General features: G+C 50.6%; 11 protein-coding genes. 6 read left to right on the top strand and 5 right to left on the bottom strand.

Features of this window, described 5'->3' with window-relative positions:
* Genes A1SC_RS00850 through cueR form a run of 3 tightly spaced genes read left to right on the top strand, consistent with a single transcriptional unit; the run spans nt 1 to nt 3739 of the window.
* Complete coding sequence (locus tag A1SC_RS00850; RefSeq protein ID WP_016263009.1) at nt 1-2163, top strand: type I secretion system permease/ATPase; 2163 nt, start codon at nt 1-3, stop codon at nt 2161-2163.
* Entirely contained in the window at nt 2160-3335 is a 1176-nt protein-coding gene (locus A1SC_RS00845) for an HlyD family type I secretion periplasmic adaptor subunit (RefSeq protein ID WP_001014334.1), read from the top strand. The genes A1SC_RS00850 and A1SC_RS00845 overlap by 4 nt, the downstream gene beginning before the upstream one ends.
* The gene (cueR, locus tag A1SC_RS00840; protein WP_001026744.1) at nt 3332-3739 is read left to right on the top strand and encodes a Cu(I)-responsive transcriptional regulator; all 408 of its coding nucleotides are present in this window, start codon (nt 3332-3334) and stop codon (nt 3737-3739) included. Before A1SC_RS00845 ends, cueR begins: the two co-directional genes overlap by 4 nt.
* Before the next feature lie 4 nt (nt 3740-3743).
* On the opposite strand, the gene A1SC_RS25565 is transcribed toward cueR, so the two are convergent.
* Genes A1SC_RS25565 through A1SC_RS00825 form a run of 3 tightly spaced genes read right to left on the bottom strand, consistent with a single transcriptional unit; the run spans nt 3744 to nt 5677 of the window.
* Entirely contained in the window at nt 3744-3911 is a 168-nt protein-coding gene (locus A1SC_RS25565; protein WP_166697395.1) for a hypothetical protein, read from the bottom strand.
* 31 nt (nt 3912-3942) lie between these two features.
* A complete protein-coding gene (locus A1SC_RS00830; protein ID WP_001515911.1) occupies nt 3943-4365 on the bottom strand; it encodes a hypothetical protein in 423 nt (140 codons plus the stop codon).
* Between the two features lie 52 nt (nt 4366-4417).
* Nucleotides 4418-5677: a YadA C-terminal domain-containing protein gene (locus tag A1SC_RS00825; protein WP_232019556.1), complete on the bottom strand. Its 1260-nt coding sequence runs from the start codon at nt 5675-5677 to the stop codon at nt 4418-4420.
* 485 nt (nt 5678-6162) lie between these two features.
* Here A1SC_RS00825 and A1SC_RS00820 point away from each other — a divergent pair, with 485 nt between their 5' ends.
* Nucleotides 6163-6525, top strand: a complete 363-nt coding sequence (locus A1SC_RS00820; protein ID WP_001001646.1) for a hypothetical protein — start codon at nt 6163-6165, stop codon at nt 6523-6525.
* A 103-nt stretch (nt 6526-6628) separates the two neighbouring features.
* On the opposite strand, the gene A1SC_RS00815 is transcribed toward A1SC_RS00820, so the two are convergent.
* Both A1SC_RS00815 and A1SC_RS00810 read right to left on the bottom strand, forming a co-directional pair.
* Nucleotides 6629-7087: an NfeD family protein gene (locus tag A1SC_RS00815; protein WP_016248431.1), complete on the bottom strand. Its 459-nt coding sequence runs from the start codon at nt 7085-7087 to the stop codon at nt 6629-6631.
* Entirely contained in the window at nt 7084-8001 is a 918-nt protein-coding gene (locus tag A1SC_RS00810) for an SPFH domain-containing protein (protein ID WP_000904499.1), read from the bottom strand. The genes A1SC_RS00815 and A1SC_RS00810 overlap by 4 nt, the downstream gene beginning before the upstream one ends.
* Before the next feature lie 145 nt (nt 8002-8146).
* On the opposite strand from A1SC_RS00810, the gene fetA reads away from it, so the two are divergent.
* Nucleotides 8147-8824 (top strand): iron efflux ABC transporter ATP-binding subunit FetA, encoded by a 678-nt coding sequence (gene fetA, locus A1SC_RS00805; RefSeq protein WP_001114841.1) that lies wholly within the window; start codon nt 8147-8149, stop codon nt 8822-8824.
* Nucleotides 8811-9585, top strand: a 775-nt coding sequence (gene fetB, locus A1SC_RS00800; protein ID WP_016263012.1) for an iron efflux ABC transporter permease subunit FetB, incomplete at its 3' end; no start/stop codon positions are given. The genes fetA and fetB, both read left to right, overlap by 14 nt.

A 9585-nucleotide genomic window follows, 5' to 3' on the forward strand; every position in this document is an offset into this window, starting at 1 on the left:
ATGAAAAAAAATGCCCAGTCCGTGGAAGCCTGGCTGGAGGCGATGATCGCCGTGGCGCGCTATTATCGACTTGATTTTTCTCAGGAGAACGTGCGCGCGACCGTCAACTGGGAGCGCGACAGTAAACGGGAGGAGTTACTCACCGACATGGCGCGGCAGTTGGGGATGGGGCTGCGGCTGGTCGAGTTTTCCGCCGATTCGCTTAACCCCTGGCGGCTGCCGTTGATTGTGGTGTTTGATAATCAGCAGGTCGGCGTGATCACCCGGCGCGACAACCACGACAATATCAGCATTCAGTTCAGCGGTGACGAAGGGCTGGAAACTACGCTTAACGTCGCGGATGTTGAAGACAAAATCGTCGAACTGGCGCTGCTGCGACCACTCAGCGCCATCCCTGATGCGCGGGTAGATGACTATATTCGCCCGTATCAGGCGAACTGGTTCTGGAATCTGTCGCTGAAAGACTGGCGGCGCTACGGCGATATTATGCTGGCGTCACTGGTGGCGAACGTGCTGGCGCTGGCGGCGATGATTTTCTCGATGCAGGTTTACGACCGCGTGGTTCCGGCGCAGTCGTACCCGACGCTATGGGTGCTGTTCGCCGGGGTGATGATGGCGATCCTGTTTGAGTTTTGTATGCGCATGGTGCGCACACATCTTTCCGATGTGATTGGCAAGCGGGCGGATCTGCGTATTTCGGATCGCGTTTTTGGCCACGCATTACGGCTGAAAAATAACGTGCGTTCGAAATCCACCGGATCGTTTATCTCGCAGATCCGTGAACTGGAATCGGTGCGGGAGCTTATTACTTCCACCACCATCGGCGCGGTGGCAGACCTGCCGTTCTTCCTGCTGTTTGTCTTTATTCTGTGGATGATTGGCGGCTGGCTGGTGCTGGTGGTTTTGTTGGCGCTGCCGTTGCTGGTGATCCCCGGCCTGCTGGTACAACGCCCGTTAGCGCGGCTGGCGAACGAAGGGATGCGCGAATCGGCGGTACGCAACGCGACGCTGGTGGAGGCCGTGCAGTCGATTGAAGATATTAAACTGTTGCGCGCCGAACAGCGTTTCCAGAATCAGTGGAACCACACCAACGACGTGGCCTCGTCCATCAGCATGAAGCAACGCTTTCTCACCGGGTTGCTGCTTACCTGGACTCAGGAAGTGCAGTCCATCGTTTACGTGGTGGTGCTGTTGGTGGGCTGCTTTATGGTGATGAACGGCGACATGACCACCGGCGCACTGGTCGGGACGACGATCCTGGCTTCGCGCACCATTGCGCCGCTGTCGCAGATTTCCGGCGTGCTGTCGCGCTGGCAGCAGGCGAAAGTGGCGCGTAATGGCCTCGATGAACTGATGAAGCGCCCGGTGGATCAGCCGGAACACGGCAAACTGGTGCATAAAGCGGTGCTGCACGGTAATTATCAGTTCAGCAACGCGGTGTTTTATTACGACGAAGAAGAGAAGATTGCCGATGTGGCAATCGGCAAACTCAACATTCAGGCCGGAGAGAAAATCGCCATTCTCGGGCGCAACGGCGCGGGTAAATCGACGCTGCTGCAAATGCTCGCCGGAATGCGTATCGCCCAGCAGGGGCAGGTGCTGCTGGATAACATCAGCATCGGGCAGCTTGATCCGGCGGATTTGCGTCGCGACATGGGGCTACTCAGCCAGACCGGGCGACTGTTCTTCGGCTCGCTGCGGGAAAACCTCACCATGGGGATGCCAGAGGCCAGCGATGAAGATATCGAACGCGCGTTAATCCTCAGCGGGGCGCTGCCTTTTGTGCAGAAGCAGAAAAACGGACTCAACTACATGATTCAGGAAGGGGGATTTGGCCTTTCTGGCGGTCAGCGGCAAACGCTGCTGCTGGCGCGGCTCCTCATCTCTCAACCCAATATTGTCCTGCTCGACGAACCCAGCGCCTCGCTGGATGAAATGGCGGAAGCGCACTTAATCGAACAACTGAAACAGTGGATTGGCCATCGCACGCTGGTCATCGCCACTCACCGCACGGCGATGCTGCAACTGGTGGACAGGATAATCGTGATGGATCAGGGGCGGATTGTCATGGACGGTGCGAAAGAGGCCATTTTGCGTGAGCAGGGCGAACCCACGGCGCGACGCGTGGTGTTACAGGAGAAGAATAAGGGGTCTGCCGCATGAACGGACAAATGCAATACAACCGTGGCCTTAATGAACCGCATCTGCCGCGATCGGCGCTGGCAGTTCGCGTTACCGCAGTGATGCTGCTCTGTTTTCTCGGCTGGGCGTGGTATTTCCAGCTTGATGAAGTGACTACCGGCAGCGGCACCGTAGAACCTTCCGGGCGCGAACAGGTGGTGCAGTCGCTGGAAGGCGGCATTTTGTATCATCTCGACGTGAAGGTGGGCGATATTGTCGAACAGGGTCAGCCACTGGCGCAGCTTAACCGCACCAAAACTGAATCCGACGTACAGGAAGCGATGTCGCGGCTGTACGCAGCGCTGGCAACCTCGGCGCGGTTGCGGGCGGAAGTCAGCAATAAACCGCTGGTGTTCCCTGACGAACTGAATAAATTTCCCGAACTTATCGAATCAGAAACGGCGTTATACAACACCCGCCGTGAAGGGTTAAGCAAAGCCACCACCGGACTGACGCAAGGGATTAGTCTGGTCAATCGTGAACTGGCAATGACCCAGCCGCTGGTGAAACAAGGGGCGGCGAGCAACGTGGAAGTGCTGCGTTTACAGCGCCAGGCTAATGAACTGGAAAACAAACTTAACGACGTGCGTACACAGTATTACGTTCAGGCGCGGGAAGAGTTAGCAAAAGCCAATGCGGAAGTGGAAACCCAGCGCTCGGTGATCCGTGGGCGGGAAGATTCTCTCACCAGGCTCAATTTTACCGCGCCGGTACGTGGCATTGTCCAGGACATTGACGTTACCACAGTTGGCGGCGTCATCGCCCCCGGTGGTAAACTGATGACTATCGTGCCGCTGGATGAGCAACTGCTGATTGAGGCAAAAATCTCCCCGCGCGATGTGGCATTTATCCATCCGGGGCAAAAATCGCTGGTGAAAATAACCGCTTACGATTACTCCATCTACGGCGGCTTGCCAGGAGAAGTGGCGGTGATCTCACCGGACACCATTCAGGATGAAGTGCGGCGCGATGTTTATTACTATCGGGTGTACATTCGCACCTTCAGCAACCATCTGGAAAATAAACATAAACAACAGTTTCCGATATTCCCAGGTATGGTCGCGACAGTAGATATCCGCACGGGCAAAAAGAGCGTGCTGGATTATCTGTTGAAACCCTTTAACAAAGCACAGGAGGCGTTGCGCGAACGATGAACATTAGCGATGTGGCAAAAATTACCGGCCTGACCAGCAAAGCCATCCGCTTCTATGAAGAGAAGGGATTGGTGACACCGCCAATGCGCAGCGAAAACGGCTATCGCACCTACACGCAGCAACATCTCAACGAACTGACGTTACTGCGCCAGGCGCGCCAGGTGGGCTTTAACCTGGAAGAGAGCGGAGAGCTGGTGAACCTGTTTAACGATCCGCAGCGACACAGCGCCGACGTAAAACGGCGCACGCTGGAGAAAGTGGCGGAGATCGAACGGCATATTGAGGAATTGCAAGCCATGCGCGACCAGTTGCTGGCGCTGGCAAACGCCTGCCCCGGCGATGACAGCGCCGACTGCCCGATTATCGAAAATCTCTCCGGCTGCTGCCATCATCGGGCGGGGTGAAAAATCAGTTAATCCCCGTTTGCACAGAAAGAATATGCTGCAAACTTTCTACCATAATGCGTCCCGACTGAAATAAACCTTCCTGGATTGCGTTGCTGGCATTAACAGCGTGAACCAGGGAGGCTAATAAAACAACTTGTAAGAACGCAAAGATAAATGCACCAATAATCATAATATGCATCAGAGTTGGTTTTTTTCATTCTTCATTTTAAATAGCCCACAAACTGGCCTTCCTTCATTAATGCGACTTTCCCTGTATGGTGATAAACAATCACGTTATAAAGACCAGACTGGTATACGGTGGCATCTTTATTATCTTCATCAATCGCGCATAATGAATCATTGAGATAAGCAAAGTTTTTACTGCTCATTCTAAAGGTGAGACCAAAACCTTTATAAATGGATTTTTTAGCGGCCTGGGCGTGTTGTGCGGCTTCTGCGTTCTTATAAGCCTGCGCCTCGGATGCACTTAAAATAGCCGCCTGGCGCTGCTGTTCTGCAAGATAACAGGTGTCATGGCTGACGCCCTGCGCCTGGCAATCTGCGATACGGGAAGTGGGGGAGCTACAGCCAGCCAGTAAGATAATAGTCAGCAGGGAAAACGATTTAATGGTGCTATTCATCATTATTAACCTTAAAGAATTGAGAAATATTGCGAATAAGAAATCGCTATAAAATTTAGAAAGAATATCCCACGCCGACACCCGCGCCGAAATCAGATTGTGTGTCTGCAGAGACACCCGCTTTAATTACTGTATGAATTCCAGCGTTAAACGAAGCACCGACAGATACCGCAGATTCATTATTAAATGTACCCGCTCCGGCAGACACCATCATAAAATCACCTGTCTTAACCTGAGGCTGTGAAGCAATAGCGACGGCTGACGCGATACCTGCATTAGCTTCTTTACGGTTATCTTCCACCTCATGTTTCAACGAACTGAAATTGTTATTGAGTGAATTGATTTGTTGGCTGTTATCTGCGACACGTTTTTGGGTATTTGTTAACTGCTGATGCGTTTGGGTTACGTCTTGTGTCAGGCTGTCAATTTGTTCATGTGTTTGGGTTGAATCTTGTGCCAGACGCTGAATTTGCTCCCCGTATTGCACGCTGTCGATATGCTGCTGCGTTGCCTGGTTGGTTGTGAGGGTATCTATTCTTTGTTTTTGTTCTGCTGTGGTACGTGTATTAGCGTCATTTTGTGTGGCCAGCCTGGCGTTAACCATCTCCTGATAATGTGCGCTGGTGCGGGCATCGCCAAGTGCGGAAACCGTTTTTTGTGTAGTGTCGAGTTGTTGCTGCTGTGCATCGGTAGCGGCTGTCTGTCTGGCGTCGATCATGCTCTGATAACGGGCGGCAGTCTGTACATCGCCAGTGTCGGCAACGGTTTTCTGGGTTTCGTCGAGTTGTTGCTGCTGAACGGCAATATCGTTACGGTTCTGCTCAATATTGTTTTTGTTTTCAGTCACGGCACCAGAAAGTTTGACGCCGTTCATCAGTGCGGTGTTGGCGTTAATGTTGGCATGGTCAGCCGCTGACTGAGCATGTACGACATCGCCTTTCAAGGTGCTGACATCTGACTGCACGACCGAGACATCATTGCGGGTGTCGGCAATGGCGACTTTATTAGCATCAATATCCGTCTGCGCCACCATAATGGCATGATGCGCGTCATCGGCTTTCAGCGATGCCCAGTTGGCTGTGTGCTGCGCGTTCTGAATGGCGGTATCCTGCCCGTTGTCGCGGTCGAGCTGCGCTTGATTGGTTATCGGGTTCAGCGTACTGGTGGGCTGGACGGGAGAGGCGGCTGTATCATCGGCTTTCTGAGGCGTTGTAGTTTTGTAATTATGTGCAATTAGATAATTTTGTGTAGCAGCACTGTTCCCTGTCCTTTCTAAAAATCGACCAATTTTCTGATCAATTTCCATTTGCGACATTCCTGGCTGGATTGCCGCTAATTCTGTCGCTGCTGCCTCAACAGTATCACCCGCAAACGCAGATGGACTTACCGCGGTAGCAACAACAACAGCCAGTAAAGACAACTTTACAGATTTCATGCATTTTTTCTCGATCAAAGTAAGTCACGTTTATTGTTCTAAAGAAAACAAATATTGTTTCTATAAGAAATAATATGCGTTGCAATTTGAACGAAATCTACGCCGCCATTTGTGTGATGTAAAGCGCATTTTTATGCGATGTAAGCGTAAACACTAGCCAAAAGAAACATTGGTTGTTTCTTATATAAATAATTATGAAGTTCATTTCGTGCTATTTCCTTGTAAAAAAGAGTAACGACTTGTTTTTATAAGCGAAATAAATTCCGTTTCTGGGCTAAACGTGAAGAGGTTCCTGATGTGTGCTAGAATGCGTTTCTTTGATAAATCTCAATTTTTAAGAGGTTTACGCCAGGCAGGGAAATTAAATGAATGAATTTGAGAAGATTTTTAATGAAATGAATCTGGACAGGGCGCTACTCCCCATCCTTTTTCGTTCGAATCGTTCCACGGTGTGGAAGTATTTAAGCGGCGATAGTACGGCTCCTGCCTCTGCTATGTCGCTGATCATGCTGTTGCAGTTGATCCAGAAGCGAAACCCCGATCTGTTAGCCGAATGGTTAACGCTTTCTGATTTTACCATTCCGCCAGAAGTGTACCTGGACCAGCCTGATTACTGGAAAGGGTGGGTGTATACCCAACATAAGGTCAATAAAAACGTCCTGGAATATCTAAAAAAACACTATCCGGATGAAGACCAAAAAAGTATGAGTAAAGGCCGAGAAGAGTAATTTTGCCTCTACTCGGCTATATGCCGGATGCGGCGTAAACGCCTTATCCGGCCTACGATTCGGGCATATTTTTGTAGGCCTGATAAGACGCGTCAGCGTCGCATCAGGCGATGACCGCACGGATGATCAATGTTATCCCTTCAATCGCAATCACCTCAACATGCGTGCCTGCACCTAAATCTTCGCTGGCGCTGACCGGCCATGAACTGTCGCCAACGCGCATATGGCCACGCCCGTTGACCAGCGGCGTTTCCAGCACAAAACGACGACCAATTAACTGTTGTCCGCGTTGGTTTAGATGACTATCGCTGTGCTTTTGTTCGCGTACCCGCTGCGACAGCCATTTCCACCACAGCCAGGCGGCGAGTAACGTCAGAACAGCAAACATCACCCCTTGCCATTCCCAACCCAGCGGCAGTAGCCAGACCACCAGACCAGTAATCACCGCCGCGACACCGCTCCACAGCAGATAACCATTGCCGCCCAGCATCTCGGCCGCCAGCAGCAAACCACCGAGACTCAGCCAGAAAATATGCGGGTGGACTACCAGCAACGCGATCATGATTTAGCCCGCTCGCTGGCGCTGTCTTTCACCAGTTCGGCAATCCCGGCAATCGACCCCATCAGACTACTGGCGTCTAATGGCATCATTACCACTTTGCTGTTACTGGACGACCCGATCTGCTGTAACGCTTCGGTGTATTTCTGCGCCACGAAGTAGTTCACCGCCTGAATATCGCCAGAGGCAATGGCTTCAGACACCATTTGGGTGGCGCGGGCTTCCGCTTCGGCGGAACGTTCACGCGCTTCGGCCTGTAAAAAAGCCGACTGACGTTCGCCTTCCGCTTTCAGGATTTGCGATTGTTTTTCACCTTCCGCTTTGAGAATTTCCGCCTGGCGTATCCCTTCCGCTTCAAGGATGTAAGCGCGTTTGGTACGTTCCGCTTTCATCTGCGCGTTCATCGAAGAGATCAGCTCTGCCGGTGGGCGTACATCACGAATTTCGATGCGGGTGACTTTTATCCCCCACGGGTTAGTGGCTTCATCGACAATATGCAGCAGGCGCGAGTTAATGCTATCGCGCTGGGAGAGCATTTCATCCAGTTCCATCGAACCCAGTACGGTACGGATGTTGGTCATGGTCAGGTTAATGATTGCCAGCTCCAGATTGCTGACCTCATAAGCTGCGCGTGGGGCATCAATCACCTGAATAAAACAGACTGCGTCGATAGTCACGTTGGCGTTATCTTTCGAGATAACTTCCTGGGAAGGAATGTCGAGTACTTGTTCCATCATATTGATCTTGCGACCAATGCGATCCATAAACGGCACCACCAGGCTTAGCCCCGGTTGCAATGTTTTGGTATAGCGGCCAAAACGTTCCACCGTCCACTGATAGCCCTGCGGCACGATTTTGACGCCTGCGCCAACAATCACCAGCGCGACAAAAATAAGAATCGGGATAAAGATAAGCATCGGAAAAACCTCCTGTTGTACCGTCCATAATGAGCAAAGTTGCTGCTTGATTAAACAAATTATACCTGATTACTGAAAGGGAGTTCCCCCTTATTACTGTGGAGGATAAACTGTTTTTAGTAAAAATCAGAAAAAGGGATGGGTAATGCCGGAAAATAGTCTTTTGCTTCAGTTACACAACGTCGGATATCTGGCGGGTGATACGAAGATTCTTAATAACATTAATTTTTCGCTGCGAGCTGGCGAATTTAAGTTAATTACCGGCCCTTCCGGTTGCGGCAAAAGTACGCTGCTAAAAATAGTTGCTTCATTAATCAGTCCGACCAGCGGAACGTTACTGTTTGAAGGCGAGGATGTCAGCACACTAAAGCCGGAAATCTACCGCCAACAAGTTTCTTACTGTGCCCAGACGCCAACTCTGTTTGGCGACACAGTATACGATAACCTGATTTTTCCCTGGCAGATCCGTAACCAGCAGCCTGATCCGGCCATTTTTCTCGATTTTTTCGAACGCTTTGCTTTGCCGGATACCATCCTGACTAAAAATGTCTCCGAGCTTTCCGGTGGTGAAAAACAGCGCATCTCGTTGATTCGCAATCTGCAATTTATGCCGAAGGTATTATTACTCGACGAAATTACCAGCGCGCTGGACGAAAGCAACAAACGTAACGTCAATGAGATGATCCACCGTTATGTACGCGAGCAAAATATTGCTGTGCTGTGGGTGACACACGACAAAGATGAAATTAATCATGCGGATAAGGTAATTATGCTGCAACCGAATGCCGGAGAAATGCAGGAAGAACGCTATGAACACGCATAATATTACTAACGAGTCGTTGGCGCTGGCATTAATGCTGGTGGTGGTGGCAATCTTAATTAGCCATAAAGAAAAACTGGCGCTGGAGAAAGATATTCTCTGGAGCGTCGGGCGGGCGATAATCCAACTGTTCATCGTTGGTTATGTACTGAAATATATATTCAGTGTTGATGATGCCAGCCTGACATTATTGATGGTGTTATTTATCTGCTTTAATGCGGCGTGGAATGCGCAAAAACGGAGCAAATATATTACTAAAGCCTTTGTTTCGTCGTTTATTGCCATTACGGTGGGGGCGGGAATTACTCTGGCGGTGCTGATTTTATCGGGTTCGATTGAGTTTATCCCGATGCAGGTGATCCCTATCGCCGGGATGATTGCTGGTAATGCGATGGTTGCTGTGGGGCTGTGTTATAACAATCTCGGGCAGCGGTTTATCAGCGAACAGCAGCAAATCCAGGAAAAATTGAGTCTTGGTGCGACACCGAAGCAGGCGTCTGCAATATTAATACGCGACAGTATTCGCGCGGCTTTAATTCCGACGGTCGATTCAGCAAAAACGGTTGGCTTAGTGAGTTTGCCGGGAATGATGTCCGGGTTGATATTTGCCGGGATTGATCCGGTGAAGGCGATTAAATATCAGATTATGGTGACTTTTATGTTGCTCTCGACCGCCAGTCTGTCGACCATTATTGCCTGCTATTTAACTTATCGTAAGTTTTATAATTCGCGCCACCAGTTGGTGGTGGCGCAATTGAAGAATA

This window comes from Escherichia sp. KTE52 (assembly GCF_000408325.1).
In the GTDB taxonomy this organism is placed as follows: Bacteria; Pseudomonadota; Gammaproteobacteria; order Enterobacterales; family Enterobacteriaceae; genus Escherichia; species Escherichia marmotae.